Origin of the sequence: Mesorhizobium sp. M7A.F.Ca.AU.002.02.1.1 (genome assembly GCF_003998535.1) — a bacterium.
Taxonomy (GTDB): domain Bacteria; phylum Pseudomonadota; class Alphaproteobacteria; order Rhizobiales; family Rhizobiaceae; genus Mesorhizobium; species Mesorhizobium ciceri.
On the sequence record NZ_RZPB01000062.1, the window covers coordinates 1 to 15,224 of the forward strand.

The window sequence follows — 15,224 nt, forward strand, 5'->3', positions numbered from 1 at the left end:
GTGTTGACGTTTCGATGGATTCTATTGCGAAGCTGGCGGGCGTGGGAGCAGGGACGCTCTACCGCCATTTTCCAAACAAAGACGCCCTGCTGGCTGCGCTGTTAGTTCTTCATTATGAAGGCCTCGACCATCGTCGCGTTGAAATCGAAGCCGGGGAGAGCGATGCAGGCCGCGCACTCGAACTCTGGGTTGAAGCTCTCGGCGACTGGATGCTGGCTTATGAGGGCTTGCCTGAACCGTTACGGGCGGCTTGCCGAGTAGAATCCCCGCTGACGCCGACCTGCCATGCTGTCATCGCGACGACGGAGCGAATCCTGAAGGCTGCACAGGACGAAGGGCTTGCACGACGGACGATGACCGGGCGCGACATCTTTTTCGGGGCACTGGCGATCGCTTGGGCGAGCGGCGCAACGGCAGCGGGCGAAGACATCCGCAACGTGCTTCGCGACATTCTGAAGAACGGGTGGATGGAACCGAAAACAGCACCGGGCGGCCGACCTTAGTCTGCCTATCCGACTGTGCAGCCTCTCGAATTTAATCACGACCGCCGCTAGCGGGTGTGCATCAAACAAGTGCTCTCTGACAGGCGGCCGCTGGGCTTGGGAAGGAGCGGCGTGTGAGGGCGGCAATTGGTCGGCCGCCCGCAGCCGCTTGCACAACCGCGATAGCAAAACCTTGGCATGATGAGGAAGAATATTGGACGAGCGGGGGTTTTCTGTACCTCTTGACCAAGCGTGAGCACTCGTCTTGGCGCTATGCTATCATTTCTGATCCCGCTTCCTGAAAACGGGGGATCCCGCAGAGCCTGAGGCAAGTCACCACTTCGTCCAGGATGATATCCAGTGCCTTGGCCACGCCGGGCTCGCCAGCCACGGCGCCGAACAGGGCGGCCCGGCCGATCGCCGCGACGGTGGCGCCGCGTGCCTTGGCCTTGACGATGTCCGTGCCCGTGCGGATACCGGAATCGATGAGGATCGGGATTTGGGCGCCAAGTGCCTGACGGATAGCGGGCAGGGCATCGATGCTCGATACAGCACCGTCGAGCTGGCGGCCTCCATGGTTGGACACCCAGATGCCATCGGCACCAGCCGCCACCAGTCGCGACGCATCGCCCGGGTGCAGGACGCCCTTGACCAGCAGCCGGCCTTTCCACCAGTCGCGGATCTGGCGGAAATCGTCCCAGTCGAAACCTGCATGGAGGCTGCCGCCAACACGCGCGGCGATCGTCAGGCCGGCGCTGTTGTCACCGAGATAGCCGCGGACGTTCTCGAACTGGGGCAGACCGCCGCGCAGCAGGCGCAGCGACCAGCCAGGATGAAGCATGCCTTCCCAGAGATGCCGGGCCGAAGGCCGCAGTGGGATAGATATGCCGTTCCTAAGATCCTTTTCGCGCTTGCCACCGGCTTGCAGATCAACGGTCACCACCAGCGTCGAATAGCCAAATTCTTCCGCTCGCCTCACCAACTGGCGATTGAAGTCGAAATCCTTGAGCACATAAAGCTGGAACCACAGCGGCCCCTGTACGGCTCGCGCCATGCCTTCGATGCTGGCCGTGGCCATGGTGGAGAGCGTGTAGGGGATGCTGCGAGCGGTTGCCGCCCTCGCGATGGCAATGTCGGCTCCGGGCCTGACCAGCGCGCAGGAGCCCATCGGGCTGATCACCAGCGGTGTTGGCAAGGTCTCGGACCAGAGCGTCGTGGAAACGTTCGGATGCGAAACATCGGTAAGCACGCGCGGCAAAATTCTGATCTTTTCGAAATCGCTTCGATTGGCTTTGAGGGTGAGTTCTTGCCCCGCCCCGCCATCGATGAATTCGAAGACGGATTTCGGCAGACGACGACGGGCAAGCGTGCGAAAGTCCTCGACCGAAACCTGGCGATCGAGAGCGCCCATCTCAGGTCTGGACCCTGTGCCGGCCGGCGATGAAGAATATCCGGCGCATGAGCGTCTGGCCGACCTTGCCAGGTCCAACAAGATTTATCCTTGGCTTGGTCATATCAGTCGCGCCCGGCAGCGAGCCGGTCGCAGACCGAACGGGTTATCTCGCTGGTCGACGCCCTGCCTTTCAGATCGGCGCTCAGAAGCCCGTTGGCCAGGCAGTCCTCGGTCACGCGACGGATGCGCGCTGCGGCCTGGTTGAGTCTCTCGTCGCCATGCTTGTGGCCGAGCCAGTCGAGCATCGAGGCTGCCGACAGGATCGTCCCATACGGATTGGCGATACCCTGGCCGGCAATGTCGGGCGCCGAGCCGTGCGCGGCCTGGAAGAAGCCGTTGGCCGCGCCGATCTCGGCTGAAGGCGCCATGCCCATCCCGCCCACCGTCGCGGCGGCGAGGTCGGACAGGATGTCGCCGAACATGTTCTCGCTGACGATGACGTTGAAATGGCCCGGTTTCACCACGAGATGCATCGCCATGGCGTCGACCAGCGCGTGCTCGGTCGCGATATCGGGATAGTCCTTCGCCACTTCGTCGAAGACGGAGCGAAAGAAGGCATAGCTGCGCAGCACGTTGGCCTTGTCGCAGCAGGTCACCCGGCGCACGCCGTCACGGGGCGCGCCGCCCGACTGGCGCGCCAGTTCGAAGGCCTTGCGTGCGATGCGCTCGATGCCGGAGCGGGTCTGCACCAGCGTGTCGACCGCCACTTCGCCGCGCAACAGCGCGCCCGATCCCCGCGCGGCGTAAAGCCCTTCGCTGTTCTCGCGCAAGATGATGTAGTCGATACCGCCGGCCTTCACTCCGCTCAACGGGCTCGGCACGCCCTCGAAAAGCCTGACGGGGCGGATGTTGGCATAGAGATCGAGTTCGAAGCGCAGCCTCAGCGTGAAATCCAGGCCTGCTTCGGTCCCATCGGGATGGATGACGCCCGGCAAGCCGCCCGCACCATGCAGGATGGCGTCCGCCTCGCGGCAGGCCTGGAAGGTCGGCTCGGGAAAGCTCTGGCCGGTCTTCAGGAAATGCTCGGCTCCGGCCGGGTATTCGCTGAAGTGCAAGGGGCTGCCGGGACCGAGCGCTGCTTTCACCACTTGAACCGCTGCGGCGCAGACTTCCGGGCCGATGCCGTCGCCATGCACCACGGCGATTTCGTAGACAGGCTTCATCGCCAACTCCCAAATGGTCTAACGCTCAGATGCACTTGCCGCCATCGACGTTGAGGTCGACGCCGGTGATCATGCTGGCCTCGTCGGAGCACAGGAATGCCGCGGCGTTGCCCATGTCCGCCGGCGTAGACAGCCTGCCGATCGGAATGGTGGCGACGACGCGGGCGCGGTTCTCTTCGCCGGAGCCGATGAAAGTGGACAGAAGTGGCGTGTCGCCGGCAACCGGATTGATGGCGTTGACGCGGATGCCGAAGGGGGCGAGTTCCACGGCCATGGCCCGGGTGGCGGCAATCGCCCAGCCTTTGGAAGCATTGTACCACGTCAAATTCGGGCGCGGCGAGACGCCGCCGGTGGAGGCGACGTTGAGGATGGCGCCTGATTTGATGGATTTGAAATGCGCGACGACCGCACGGGCGCCATTGTAGATGGATCGCATGTTGACGTTGGCGATCCGGTCGAACATCTCTTCGTCCATCGTCTCGAGCGCCAAGGGCGGCTGGGCCACGCCGGCATTGTTGACCAGTATGTCGAGACCGCCAAAGGCCGAGCGGGCCAGGTCTGCCGCCGCTTCGAAGCTTCCGAGTGTCGAGACGTCGCCAGTGATTGGCCGCACATTTTCGCCGGCTTCGGCAGCAACGCGAGCCGCGGCGGCCTCATCACGGTCCATCAACACGACCAGCGCACCTTCGGTGACGAATTTCCTGACGATGCCTTCGCCAAATCCCGAACCGCCGCCCGTGACGATAGCGACCTTGCCAGCAAGTCTCATATCTGTTCCTCCGTTGCCGGCACCATCGGGGAAGTCGCGTGCATTGCACAGTCCGATTATCTGAACGCCCTTTTAGCTTTCCTTGTTTGAGGTCGACCGGCGTGGGAGTCATAGTCGCCACGGAATTGTGAGGAGGAAGAGATGACGCTGAATTTCGACCCGCGGGCGAAGGCCACGGCGCTCTACCATGGCGAATTCCGGCCGATGTTCGTCGGCGGCAAGTGGGTTCCGGCACAATCCGGCCAGGAGATGCAGGCGCTCAACCCGGCGACTGGCGAAGTGCTGGCCACCGTGCCGCGTGGCTCGGCGGCCGACATCGATGCGGCGGTGGACGCTGCGCGCACGGCCTTCGAAGGGCCGTGGTCAAAATTCTCGCCCTACGAGCGGCAGTGCGTGCTTCTGCGCATCGCCGATCTCTTCGAGACCCATTGGGAAGAACTCAGCGTTTCCGACACTCTCGACATGGGACTGCCGATCACGCGCACGCTCGCCAACCGGCGGCGCGTCATCGGCATGCTGCGCTTCTATGCGGGCATGGCGACCGCGCTGCATGGCGAATCCATAGACAATTCGATCCCCGGCGAGATCGTCTCGTTCACAAGGCGCGAGCCGGTAGGCGTTGTCGGCGCGATCATCCCCTGGAACGCTCCGACCGCGGCGTCGATCTGGAAGATCGCGCCGGCGCTCGCCACCGGCTGCACCATCGTGCTGAAGCCCTCGGAGGATGCTTCGTTGACGCCGCTGCTGATCGCCAGGCTGATGCAGGAGGCCGGCGTTCCCGACGGCGTCGTCAACGTCGTCACCGGCACCGGGACAGAGGCCGGGGCGCGGCTCGCTGAACATCCCGACGTCAACAAGATCGTCTTCACCGGCTCGACGCTGACCGGCCAGGCCATCGCGCGGGCGGGCGTGACCAACCTCAAGCGCGTTTCCCTGGAGCTCGGCGGCAAATCGCCGATCATCGTCTGCCGCGATGCCGACATCGACAAGGCGGTTCCTGTCGCCGCGATGGCTGTGTTCGTGCATTCGGGCCAGATCTGCATCGCCGGTTCGCGGCTTTTCGTGGCCCGCGAAATCCATGACGAATTCGTGCGCCGGGTCGCCGAGTTTACCGGCAGGCTTCGCATCGGCCATGGCATCGAGGCGGAAACCGAAATCGGCCCGCTCATCAATGCCAGGCAGGCCGGCAAGGTGGTGGGCTATATCAAGGCCGGCCGCGACGAAGGCGCGGAACTGATGGCGGGCGGCTCGCGACTGACCGGCGGGCCCTACGACGGCGGCAATTTCATCGCGCCGACTGTCTTCGGTGCGGTGTCGGACAAGATGACCATCGCGCGTGAAGAGATCTTTGGTCCGGTGATTTCGGCGATGCCGTTCGACACGCTCGACGAAGCCGTGGCGCGGGCCAATGCGACGCCCTATGGCCTGGCGGCCGGCATTTGCACCAGTCATCTTGGCACCGCCCACAAGCTCGCCCGCCGCATCAAGGCCGGCTCGGTATGGGTCAACATGTACCACGCCATCGACCCGGCGGTGCCGTTCGGCGGCATGAAGATGTCCGGCTACGGCCGCGAGGGCGGCATCGAACATCTGCATGAATATCTGGAGACCAAGTCGATCTGGATCCAGACCGACTGAGGGTGCGCTGATATTCAGGTGAGGCCGGGCTGCCAATGGCGGCATTCCCAGCGCACCATTCTCGGCGCTCGTGCAAGGTGCCTGTCCGAAGGCGCGACGCTCAGTTTGCAAGTTCGCGCAAATTGGTGCGGATGAGGTTCATCAGCTGTTCGGAGAAGGAGTGGTGCACATAGCCCCGCGCGGTGATGATGCCGACCGAGCGGTGGGCGTCGCGATGGTCGATCGGCACCACCCGCATACGCTCGTCATTGCGCGAAATGGCGATGCCGGGCACCACGCAGACGCCAAGTCCCGAACACACCAGTGCCACCGCCGTCTGTGCGCTTTCGACCTCGTATTGCGGCTTGAACTCGATGCCTTCCGCCGCCGTCAGCCGATCGACAAGGCCGCGCACGGCGGTCTTGCGGTTGAGCAGGATGAGCGGATAGCGCAGCAGGTCGGAGAGCAGCAGCTTCTTTTCGCCGCCGTATATTTCCGTGGGGATGCAGGCCATCAGCGGATCGTCGAGGATGGACTCGAACTGGAAGTCCGTCAGGTTTGGCAGTTCCGGGCCGATGTAGAACTCGACCTCCTGCTGTTGCAAAAGGCCAAGCGCGGCCTGCGGCGGACTCTCGATGACCTCGACGATGCTGCGTGGATAGCGCAACTTGAATGTCGCCAGGATATCGCCCAGCCGGCTTGCCGCGAGCGTCGGGGCGCAGGCGATCTGCACTTTGCCCTTGCGACGAGCGGCGACCTCCGTCAGGCGGTCGAGGCTGGTCTGCACCTGTGACATCACGTTGGCGATCTCCTCGAACAGGATCTGGCCTTCCGGCGTCAGGCTGGCACGCTGTGCGGTGCGGATGAACAGCGAGATGCCGATCTGCTCCTCAAGGTCGCGAATCTGCATCGAGACCGCCGATGGCGAACGGTTGCTCTCCTCGGCAGCACGTCGGAAGCTGCCGTTTTCGGCGGCAAGCAAGAACGTCTGCAGAAGTTTGAGGTTGACGCTGGGCATATCCGCTCGGGCAGGGTGATCTGACCCCTGACCTATTCAGACGCGGAACCGATTGCAAGGCAATAGGGCAGGCCAGACATTGGTCCTGGCTTGGCCGGCAAAAGTGTCTCTCTTGTCGAGCCGCTCAATGAACCGCGGCGAACATGACGCGTTCCTCGGTGGCCTCCGAAAGCATCATCTCCTCGACCACGCGGCCGCGCTTGACCACCAGAATGCGATCCGAAACGGCGAGAATTTCAGGCAGGTAGGACGAGATGACAACGACGGCCATGCCTTGCTCAGCGAGATCGCTGATGAGCTGGTGGATCTCGACGATGGCGCCGACGTCGACCCCGCGTGTCGGCTCGTCGAAGATCACCAGCCTCGGCTTCTGAATCAGCGATTTGGCGATCACGACCTTTTGCTGGTTACCGCCGGAGAGCTCGATCATCCGGGCTCGGTCGCTGGTCTGCCGCAGGCTCAGACGTTCGCCCCATTCGCGGGCAAGTTGCCTGGCTCGCGCCAGCGACACCATGGAGACGGGATTGGCGCCCTCGGTCAGTTCACCCATTTGCAGGTTCTCGCCCGCGGTCATGGTTTCGAAGAAACCGTCGACCTTGCGATCCTCGGTGACATAGACGATGCCGTCGCGCACCGCAGGCCTGGGCACCCGATAGCGCACCGACTTGCCGAGCAGGCGGATCTCGCCGCCGTGGAAGATGTTGCGCTTCAACAGTCCGGCGACGACCTTGGCCATTTCGGTGCGGCCGGCGCCGACAAGGCCGAACATGCCGGTGACCTGGCCTGAAAACACCGAGAAGGAAGAGTTGCGCACCAGGCCGGCGCAGGACAGATTCTCGACCGAAAGCACCTTGTCGCCATAGGGGCGCGCCGTGCGCTTGACCTCGCCATGCAGCGTTTCGGTGAGCGTGCGGCCGACCATGGCCTGCACGATCGAGGCGCGGGTGAAGCCCTTGGCCTCGCCGGACGCGACGATCTCGCCATCGCGCATGACCGTGATGCGGTTGGCGACGGCAAGCGCCTCTTCCAGCGCATGGGTGATGAAGATGACGGCGATGCCCTCCTTCACCAGCCGCTGCAAAAGTTTGAAGAAGTGGCTCTTCTCTTCAGGCGTCAGCGTCGCGGTCGGCTCGTCGAAGATGATGACGCGGGCCTTGTGGTGGACGGCGCGCGCGATCTCCACCATCTGCTTGTGCGCCGCGCCCAGCGTGCTGACCTGCGCGGACGGGTCGACCTGGAAGCCCATGCCGGCGAGGAACTGCCGCGCCTGAATGTAGAGGCCGCGCAACCGGTTGAACATCTTCTCTTCGCCGAGATAGAGATTCTGCGCCACGGTCATGGCCGGCACCAGGTTGGTTTCCTGGAACACCATGGCGATGCCGGCGCGCAGCGCTTCGGCGGGCGTGGCGAAGGACACATCCTTGCCGTCGAAGGTCATCTTGCCCTCGGTCAGCTTGAAGACACCGGCCATGACCTTGGTCAGCGTCGACTTGCCGGCGCCGTTTTCGCCGAGCAGCGCGTGGATTTCTCCTTTGCGCAGGTCGAAATTGACATTCTTGAAGGCCGGAATGCGCGCGAATGCCTTGGCGGCATTCCTGAGTTCAATGATGTTGGCGTCCGACATCGCTTAGCCTCGCTTGCCGCTGGCGGCGCTCGCCACGCGCACGATCCTCGATCCGCCGCGCGAGGCGACCAGCAGATCATCGCCCAGCTCGCAGGCGCTCAGCGTCCCGTGCACCTTGCCGTCTGCGCGCGAATGGAAACTCGACAGCGGCTTCATGTTCTCGTCGCAAAGAACCACCAGCCCGTAGGACCTTGTCACCGCGTATGGCTTCAGCACGTTCATCTGCTTCAACTGGCTGCCTTGCATGGGCTCGCGATAGTCGCGCCATGAGCCGAGCGACGGCGCCATCCAGTAGGCCTCCGGGACTTCCGCCAGCATGCGGGTGCGGTAGGTCTCCTCGCGCAGGATGAACTCCACCAGTTGGTTGCGCACGGAATAGAAGGTCAGCCAATAGCCGGCGTTGAAGGCCGGGGCGATGCGGGCGGGGTAGGCCGGCAGATGCTCCAGCACGGGCAGCGTCGCCGTGGTGGCAAGGTCGATCGCCAGCACGCGGTGGCGCCAGGCCTCCGAAACGTAGATGCGGTTGGAGCCGGTGGTGGCGATGCCGGCCGGCCAGGCCAAGCCGTCCCTGACAAGCTCCAGCCGGCCGTTTTTTAGATCGAGCCGCCAGACCGAACCGGACACGCTCTTCTGCATCAGGTCGCGACGCCAACTGCTCGCCGGCACTGAGGCCGAACCGTTGGCCACCAGCAAGGTGTTGCTGTCGAGGAAGGTGAGAGCGGTGATGCAGGAGAGGCGCCGAGCCTCCTCACCCGTCGCCTCGCGCCCGTCATGCAGGCCGCCGTGGACGACGACGCCCTTGCCGTCGATGGCCATCGCGGTCATGCCGCGGGCATGGGCGAGTGCGGTGATCTCGCCCGGAAATTCCTGCAAGGTTTCGGCATGGCCGTCGGCGCTAAAGCGCATCAGCCGGTTGGCGCTGCTTGCCAGAATGCCCTTTTCGGTGCGTACGAGATTGTCGGCCTCGGCGAGGCCGGCGAACGGCTCGGCTTCCTCCAGTCCTTGGTTGGGCAGCAACGGCCCGTCGAGCGTCGGCACGGTCACTGCCCACTCGCCACGGCCGAGAAAGCGGTCAAGAAGCTGGCTCAAACCGCTCATGGCTTTTTGCCCCAGTAGGAATCCGAGCTGAACCAGTCGGGATCGACGCCTTTCAAGGGCAAGGTGCCCATGCGGTTGTTGAAGATGCCGCAGAGATAGAGGATGCCCTTGTGCTCGCGCATCGAGGTGATCATCGGATGCTTCTCGCCGGCCTGGTCCCACAGGCTTTCGAGGATCTGGCCGTTCTCGTCGAAGCGCAGCACGCAGCCGGTGTTGAGATTGGGCATCAGCCACGCGTCTTCCGATACGCGCCGCGCCATGCGACGGCGGAAGCTCGGCATTTCAAGCGAGAGATCCAAGGCCGGCGTGCGCATGCCCATCAGGGCCAGCCAGTAGGTACCGTCGGAGGCGCGGTTGATGTTGTCGGGATAGCCGGGCAAGCCCTCGATGACGCGCTCGACCTGGCCTTTCTTCGGGCCATCGAAATAGTAGCGGCTGATGCGGCAGGCCCAGCTTTCGGCGAACAGCACCGACTGGCCGTCGAAGGCCGTGCAGATGCCATTGGGGAAGACGAGGTTCGACAGCAGTGTGCGTGTCGAACCGGATTTGGGATCATGGACGATGATGCGTCCGTTGCCGCGGCTTTCCAGCGCGTCGGCATACCAGTCATGCATTTCGAAGCGCACTGTCGCTTCCGAGAAGACGATACGGCCGTCCGGCAGGATGTCGCAGTCGTCGGCGAGCTTCATGGTCGAGTCGTCGACCACCGAGGTCAGTGAGCGGTTGGTTTCGGCGGTCAGCAGCTTTACGTCGCCGGCCGGCGAGACCTGATAGAGGCCCATGCCAGCGACGCAGATGACGAGGTTGTCGTCGCGGTCGAAAGCCATGCCGAGCGGCGAGCCGCCAATATGTGCGAACACTTCGCTATCGGTGTAATGGGGCGGCTGGAAGCGCAGGATCTCGCCCTGGCGGCTGCCGGTGTAGAGACGGTCCTGCCGGTCGAAGATCACATCCTCCGCGCCATCGAGAACGCCGAGGCCGATGACGCCGACGTCCTTCAACCGGTCATTCACCGCCATTGGCGCGCCGGGCGCGGTCGAGATCGCCTGCGGCATCTTGGCGAAGGTTGGCGAGATGTAGACGCTGCGCAGGATCTTGTGGCGGTTCTTCACCCAGCGAACGTCGAGAAGCACCGACAAAAGCAGCACGATGCCGAGGATCAGGAAATTGACCGGGCCGGGCACGGCCAGCGCAAGCAGACTGTTCGACAGGACAAGCACGAAGACGGTGCCCATCAGCGCCTTGGCGACCGAGCCGCGCCCGCCGCCTAGCGAGATGCCGCCGAGCACGGTCGCGGTCAACACCTGCAGTTCGAGACCGGTGCCGATGTCGGAAGCGGCACTGCCGATGCGGGCCGAGAAGAAGAAGCCGGAGAGCGCCACCAGTACCGAGCACAAGACATAGGCGCTGAACAAGATGAAGCGCACATTGATGCCGGCATTGTAGGCAGAGCGGCGCGCGCCGCCGACCGCGAACAGCCGCCAGCCATAGCGGGCGCGCGACAGCACGAGATGGATGATCAGCGCGATGACGACGAACACCACAAAGGACGTCGGCACGCCCCAGATCGTACCGAAACCAAGAAAATCATAGGCTGGCGAGTCCGGACCGCTGGTGACGATCCGGGTCGAGACCTGGGGAAAGACGATGTCGAAGGTCGAGCGGTAGATGATGAGCGTCACCAGCGTGGTGAGAAACGCCCGCATGCGCAGAAAGCCAACCAGGAAGCCGTTGATGGCGCCGCAGACGACGCCGAGGCCCAGGCACGCCAACAGGCCGGTACCAAAGCTCCACTGCTCGACATTCATCCCATAGAGCGTGACCAGCACGGCGAGCGCGAAGGTCGACCCGACAGACAGATCGATGCCGCCTGACACCATGACGATGGTCATGCCGAGCACCACAAGGCCAAGCTCGGCGGTCTGGCCGCTGAGATTGGTCAGCGTCGCCAGATCGAAGAAGCCCGGCACGATCGAGCCGAAGATCGCGCACAAAATCACCAGCGCCGTGAAGGGGATGACGCTGTCGATCCACTTCTTGGTCAGGATCTCCCCGACCACGTGGTCGGGGAGCAGGCGGTAGCGCCAGCGCACAAGGCTTTCAGCCATGCTCATCAAGGAAGTCCGTTACTTGAGCTCGTCCAGCTTCCAGCAATTCCTGCCGGTCGCATTGGCCTTGTCGACGCGGGTGATCGGGCCGAAGAAGATGGTCTTCTCGCTGCCCGCCTGCCGGCCGGGCTGCTGCAGCAGCTCGGAAATCTGTTGTGCTGCGATCTCGGCCTGGATCGGGGCATTAAAGTTGAAGATCACGTCGAGCAGCCCGTTCTTGATGCTCTCGCAGCCCGTGGCGCTGCCCGCGCCATTGGTGACGATCGTCACCTGGTCCTGCTTGCCGGCGGCCACGACGGCGGCACCGGCGCCGACCTCAGCATTATCCCAGATGCCCATGATGCCGCACAGGTCCGGATGCTGCTGGAGGACCGTCTCGGTGATCTGGCGGGCCTCTTCGCTCATGTAATCGGCCGGCTGGTCGGAGACGAGCTGCAGCTCGGGATTGGCCTTCAGCACCTCGTCGATGCCGGTGCGCATGTAGATGTTGGCGGCACCCGTCTGGACGCCGGCGAGCCAGACCACCTTGTGCGAGACGGCATTGGGCCCGGTGCAGTGCTTGGCCAGTTCGCCCATTTCGAGACGGCCCATTTCGATCCAGTCGTTGCCGACATAACTGTCCGTCTGGGTGGCCGACTGCATGTTGACTTGCAGCACCTTGATGCCGGCCGCCTGCGCCTGTTTCAACAGGCGTGCGTAGGTCTGGACGTCGGGGTTCTGCACGATGATCAGGTCCGGCTTCTCGGCGATGGCGCCCTGCATGGCGCGAATGCCGGCATTGGTGTCGCCGGAGGGATCGCGCACTTCGAGGCTGAAGCCGTAGCGAGCGGCGTGACGCTGCCACACCACCACCCAGGCCTGGTTGAGGTCCATGCCCTGCGAGATTGGCACGAAGATGACCTTCTTGCCCTTGAGCGCCTCGAGATAGGTAGAGCGGCCGACCTGATCGGTTTCCTGCGCCGTGGCGATTTTCGCCGCGCCCAGCAGCGCCAGCGCTGTCATGCCCGCGAGCAGGCAGTTCTTGAACAACTTCATGGTATCCTCCCAGATTTATGTCTCGGTTCTTGTTCAGATGTCGCCGCTTTGCGAGGTCTGCTCGTCGCGCGGATTGATGATGGCGTCGATCGCCAGCGCGCCCAGCAGGATCACGCTCTTGATCAGGTTCTGGCTGGTGTAGCTGAAGTTCAGGATCGTCATGCCGTTGGTCAGGATGCCGACCAGGATGGTGCCGACGATGACGTTGCGTACGCCGCCCTGGCCACCGGAGAGGCCGATGCCGCCCAGCACGACCACCAGCAGCACGTCATAGATCAGGCTGGAATTGTAGAGGCGCGTGTCGATGCCGGTGACCAGCCCCAGCATGATGATGCCGGCGATATAGGCAATGAGGGCGCTGATGACATATTGCGTCACGATGATCGGGCGCGTCGGCAGCCCGGTCGTGCGGGCCGCGTTCGGGTTGTCGCCAGTAGCATAGACCAGCCGGCCGAAGCGGGTCTTCCTCAGGAAAAAGCCCATGAGCGCGGCCACCGCCGCGAAGATGATCACCGACATCGGGATGCCGAGGATGGTTCCGTTGCCGACGAATTTCAGCCAGCCGATATCGGAGGGGGCATAGAGCACGTCGGACGCAAAGACGATGCGGCCAGAGCCGTAGACCGAGGACGCGATGGCAAGGGTGGCGAAGATCGGCGGAATTTCGGCCACCGCCACCATGACGCCGGTGAACAGGCCGATGGCCGCGACCAGGATGGCCCCGAAGACGACGGCCAGCGTGAAGTCGACGCCCCAGGTGGAGATCCAAATACTGAAGGCGACGCCGACGACCATCACCGCCACCATGGTCAGGTCGATGCCGCGCCCAACGACGATGAGCCCCATGCCGACGGCCAGCGTGCCCAGGATCGAGACATTCTTGAGAATGGCAAGGATGTTGCCTTGGCTCAGGAAATTGTTGAGCGTCGCCGAGAACACCAGGAAGAGGACGGCCGAGATCGCGCCGACGACGAGTTCCTGGGACATTTTGATGCCCAAGCGCGCGGTGTCGGATTTGCCCGAACCAGCCAAGTCAATTCCTCCCTCGCTGCCGGTTTGAACCAGCGGCGTGCCAAAGCGGCCTTGCCCCAGGGCTTTGCCGCGACGACGTTCCTCCACAGCCCTAAGCCGGCTGCTTGCGTAAAGACCATCGCGGCTCAGGGCGGCAGGGGCAATTTCGATTTTCTGATGCGCTGTGCAGTTCGTCAGTGTGGAAAAAGAGGATGAGGAATCGTCGGTTGTGTGCTCTGCCGGATTTCACCTGTCGCAAAGCTCAGCCCGATGCCGGCAGCGTGCCGCGATCCCCGTGACGGTACTTTCCTGAGTGACGGGAATGTCAAGTAAGGCACAAGCGGGCCCTGCTCTCCCTGGGTTTCCGTCCTACAGGCCGTTTCCATCGATCATCGCCATCAGGCAATCGCCAGCTTGTGTGCCGCTGATGCCCAGATCACGCACGCTGTTCATGTGGTTTCGGTCATTCAGGCGGAGGTCGCTGACAGGGTGCCCCTGCGCGCGCAAGCGCTTTCCGAAGTCGGCGGCCTGCTGGTGAAAAGGTGACGTTTCCTGATCTCCGACGAGAATGGTCGCTGCCGTCTCCGGGTCATGCCACCGCGTCATTGGGGTGAAGGCAGCTGCCTCCTCATCGGTGATGCCGATTAACGGCTGGAGGAAGGAGGTCTGAAGGGGCTTGAGGTCGTAAAGGCCGCCTAGCAGCAGCGCCGCACGTATGCGCGACGGCATTGGCGCCTTTTCGAACAGGAATGTGGCCAGGTGCGCACCCGCCGAATGACCACTTACGCTTAGCCGGGCAGGGTCGCCGCCATGGGCGGCTATATTGTCCAGCACCCATTGTTTGGCACGCCGGATCTGGTCGACGATTGCCGCCATCCTGAATTCGGGCATCAGCGCATAATCGACGATGACCGCGATCGCCCCAGCTTTGGTGACTGTGTTCGCTACATAAGAATAGTCGCTTCTGGAGAACATGCGCCAGTAGCCACCATGGATGAAGATGTGCACGGGAAGATCCCTGCGCACACCGGGCGGAAAGAACAGGTCCAACCTTTCGGCCTCGCCCTCGCCATAGGCGATACCCGCCGATATCGGCAGGGTCGCCCGGGTTTCGGCGCTGCGAGTCACTATGTCGGCCACGATATCGTCAAAATCGGCCACATGGTCGCGCGTGCGGAAAGGGTCCTTTGACATGACTGCCGGTTCAGAAGGTGACGGCAATATATTTAGCCTCCATGAACTCGGCGATGCCGTGGTGCTGGCCGCCTTCGCGGCCAAGGCCGCTCTGCTTGACGCCTCCGAATGGTGCGGCCGGATCCGACATCAGTCCCCGGTTGAGGCCGATCATGCCGGCCTCGATCCCCGACGCCACCCGCATGCCGCGCCCAACATCGCGTGTGTATATATAAGCGGCCAGGCCATATTCCGTGTTGTTAGCATGGGCGATGGCCTGGGCCTCGGTGTCGAAGCGTGTGATAGGTGCCACCGGGCCGAAAATCTCCTCGTGCGCCATCTCCGCATCCGGCGGCACCTCGGACAGCACTGTTGGCGGATAGAAGAATCCTTCTTCCTCCGAAATCGCCCCGCCGCAAAGCACCTTGGCTCCCCGGCCCACCGCGTCCTTGACCAGGCGATCGATCTTGTCGACAGCCTTTCTGGTGATCATCGGCCCGCACTCGGTGTCGGCATTCGGGCCCGCCCCCACCTTAAGTGCCGCCATGCGCTTGCGGAGCCCGTCGGCAAAAGCATCATAGATTCCCGATTGCACATAGAGGCGATTGGCGGCGGTGCAGGCTTCGCCGGCGTTGCGCATCTTGGCGATCATCGCGCCATCGAGGGCGGCGTC

At 63.4% G+C, this 15,224-nt stretch carries 13 protein-coding genes; 2 read left to right on the forward strand and 11 right to left on the reverse strand.

All coding sequences use genetic code 11. From position 1 onward, the window contains the following. Positions 1-503, forward strand: a 503-nt coding sequence (locus EN879_RS06505; protein ID WP_164774328.1) for a TetR/AcrR family transcriptional regulator, incomplete at its 5' end; no start/stop codon positions are given. Between the two features lie 250 nt (positions 504-753). On the opposite strand, the gene EN879_RS06510 is transcribed toward EN879_RS06505, so the two are convergent. The 3 genes from EN879_RS06510 to EN879_RS06520 form a co-directional block, all read right to left on the reverse strand. After that, positions 754-1,893 carry an alpha-hydroxy acid oxidase gene (locus EN879_RS06510; protein ID WP_063167473.1) on the reverse strand — a complete coding sequence of 380 codons (1,140 nt, stop codon included), beginning with the start codon at positions 1,891-1,893 and terminating at the stop codon, positions 754-756. 104 nt (positions 1,894-1,997) lie between these two features. Further along, positions 1,998-3,098: an isocitrate/isopropylmalate dehydrogenase family protein gene (locus tag EN879_RS06515; RefSeq protein WP_063167474.1), complete on the reverse strand. Its 1,101-nt coding sequence runs from the start codon at positions 3,096-3,098 to the stop codon at positions 1,998-2,000. 25 nt (positions 3,099-3,123) lie between these two features. Then, complete coding sequence (locus EN879_RS06520; RefSeq protein ID WP_013533144.1) at positions 3,124-3,867, reverse strand: glucose 1-dehydrogenase; 744 nt, start codon at positions 3,865-3,867, stop codon at positions 3,124-3,126. Between the two features lie 141 nt (positions 3,868-4,008). Here EN879_RS06520 and EN879_RS06525 point away from each other — a divergent pair, with 141 nt between their 5' ends. Next, positions 4,009-5,505, forward strand: a complete 1,497-nt coding sequence (locus EN879_RS06525) for an aldehyde dehydrogenase family protein (protein WP_063167475.1) — start codon at positions 4,009-4,011, stop codon at positions 5,503-5,505. 100 nt (positions 5,506-5,605) lie between these two features. On the opposite strand, the gene EN879_RS06530 is transcribed toward EN879_RS06525, so the two are convergent. The 8 genes from EN879_RS06530 to EN879_RS06565 all read right to left on the reverse strand — a co-directional run. Next, positions 5,606-6,502 (reverse strand): LysR family transcriptional regulator, encoded by an 897-nt coding sequence (locus tag EN879_RS06530; RefSeq protein WP_063167476.1) that lies wholly within the window; start codon positions 6,500-6,502, stop codon positions 5,606-5,608. 124 nt (positions 6,503-6,626) lie between these two features. Further along, positions 6,627-8,126, reverse strand: a complete 1,500-nt coding sequence (locus EN879_RS06535; RefSeq protein WP_063167477.1) for a sugar ABC transporter ATP-binding protein — start codon at positions 8,124-8,126, stop codon at positions 6,627-6,629. A 3-nt stretch (positions 8,127-8,129) separates the two neighbouring features. Next, complete coding sequence (locus EN879_RS06540) at positions 8,130-9,224, reverse strand: hypothetical protein (protein WP_063167478.1); 1,095 nt, start codon at positions 9,222-9,224, stop codon at positions 8,130-8,132. Next, positions 9,221-11,338 carry an SMP-30/gluconolactonase/LRE family protein gene (locus EN879_RS06545; RefSeq protein WP_063167479.1) on the reverse strand — a complete coding sequence of 706 codons (2,118 nt, stop codon included), beginning with the start codon at positions 11,336-11,338 and terminating at the stop codon, positions 9,221-9,223. Before EN879_RS06545 ends, EN879_RS06540 begins: the two co-directional genes overlap by 4 nt. Before the next feature lie 12 nt (positions 11,339-11,350). Beyond that, on the reverse strand, positions 11,351-12,367 hold the full coding sequence (locus tag EN879_RS06550) for a sugar ABC transporter substrate-binding protein (protein ID WP_063167480.1): 1,017 nt from the start codon (positions 12,365-12,367) through the stop codon (positions 11,351-11,353). Between the two features lie 33 nt (positions 12,368-12,400). After that, positions 12,401-13,354, reverse strand: coding sequence for an ABC transporter permease (locus EN879_RS06555; RefSeq protein ID WP_032809776.1), 954 nt, complete (start codon positions 13,352-13,354; stop codon positions 12,401-12,403). Between the two features lie 393 nt (positions 13,355-13,747). Further along, positions 13,748-14,572, reverse strand: coding sequence for an alpha/beta hydrolase (locus EN879_RS06560; protein ID WP_024502416.1), 825 nt, complete (start codon positions 14,570-14,572; stop codon positions 13,748-13,750). Between the two features lie 10 nt (positions 14,573-14,582). Continuing rightward, positions 14,583-15,224: aldehyde dehydrogenase family protein (locus EN879_RS06565; protein ID WP_127273985.1), on the reverse strand; the 642-nt coding region annotated here is incomplete at its 5' end.

Excerpts from the sequence above, each read along its gene's own strand:
- EN879_RS06535 (WP_063167477.1), bottom strand. The coding sequence starts at position 8,126 with ATGTCGGACGCCAACATCATTGAACTCAGGAATGCCGCCAAGGCATTC.
- EN879_RS06525 (WP_063167475.1), top strand. The coding sequence starts at position 4,009 with ATGACGCTGAATTTCGACCCGCGGGCGAAGGCCACGGCGCTCTACCAT.
- EN879_RS06510 (WP_063167473.1), bottom strand. The coding sequence starts at position 1,893 with ATGGGCGCTCTCGATCGCCAGGTTTCGGTCGAGGACTTTCGCACGCTT.
- EN879_RS06515 (WP_063167474.1), bottom strand. The coding sequence starts at position 3,098 with ATGAAGCCTGTCTACGAAATCGCCGTGGTGCATGGCGACGGCATCGGC.
- EN879_RS06545 (WP_063167479.1), bottom strand. The coding sequence starts at position 11,338 with ATGAGCATGGCTGAAAGCCTTGTGCGCTGGCGCTACCGCCTGCTCCCC.
- EN879_RS06530 (WP_063167476.1), bottom strand. The coding sequence starts at position 6,502 with ATGCCCAGCGTCAACCTCAAACTTCTGCAGACGTTCTTGCTTGCCGCC.
- EN879_RS06540 (WP_063167478.1), bottom strand. The coding sequence starts at position 9,224 with ATGAGCGGTTTGAGCCAGCTTCTTGACCGCTTTCTCGGCCGTGGCGAG.
- EN879_RS06520 (WP_013533144.1), bottom strand. The coding sequence starts at position 3,867 with ATGAGACTTGCTGGCAAGGTCGCTATCGTCACGGGCGGCGGTTCGGGA.
- EN879_RS06555 (WP_032809776.1), bottom strand. The coding sequence starts at position 13,354 with ATGTCCCAGGAACTCGTCGTCGGCGCGATCTCGGCCGTCCTCTTCCTG.
- EN879_RS06560 (WP_024502416.1), bottom strand. The coding sequence starts at position 14,572 with ATGTCAAAGGACCCTTTCCGCACGCGCGACCATGTGGCCGATTTTGAC.
- EN879_RS06550 (WP_063167480.1), bottom strand. The coding sequence starts at position 12,367 with ATGAAGTTGTTCAAGAACTGCCTGCTCGCGGGCATGACAGCGCTGGCG.